Source organism: Cupriavidus sp. SIMBA_020 (assembly GCF_046535395.1).
Lineage (GTDB): Bacteria > Pseudomonadota > Gammaproteobacteria > Burkholderiales > Burkholderiaceae > Cupriavidus > Cupriavidus campinensis.
In genome coordinates this window covers 1-343 of record NZ_JAWRWU010000198.1, presented here as the reverse complement: position 1 = coordinate 343, position 343 = coordinate 1, and the positions used below count along the sequence as shown (strand labels likewise).

Sequence of the window (343 nt, the reverse complement as noted above, 5' to 3'; positions counted from 1 at the left end):
GAAGGCCAGTTCGTGTCCACCGCGATCCTCAACCAGCCGAACGGCTCGTTGATCCAGGACCTGCCGTTCTCGATCCAGCTGAACAAGTTCATCGTCGATTACTACACGACCGGGATGCCGAAGCTGTTTGCGAGCGACATCGTCGTGATCGATCGCGAGACGGGCCGGAAGATTCCGGCGCGCGTCGAAGTGAACAAGCCGTTCACCTACAAGGGCGTGTCGATCTATCAGTCGAGCTTCCAGGACGGCGGCTCGCAGATGCAGATGACCGCGTTCCCCATGACCGGCGCAAGCGCGAAGACCGCACCGTTCGCCGGCACGATCGGCGGCAACGCGCCGCTTG

1 protein-coding gene is annotated in these 343 nt (G+C 62.1%); it reads left to right on the top strand.

The genetic code is table 11. The features are described 5' to 3' along the window. On the top strand, positions 1-343 hold a 343-nt coding region (locus tag SB751_RS28800; protein ID WP_410748884.1), incomplete at both ends, for a cytochrome c biogenesis protein ResB.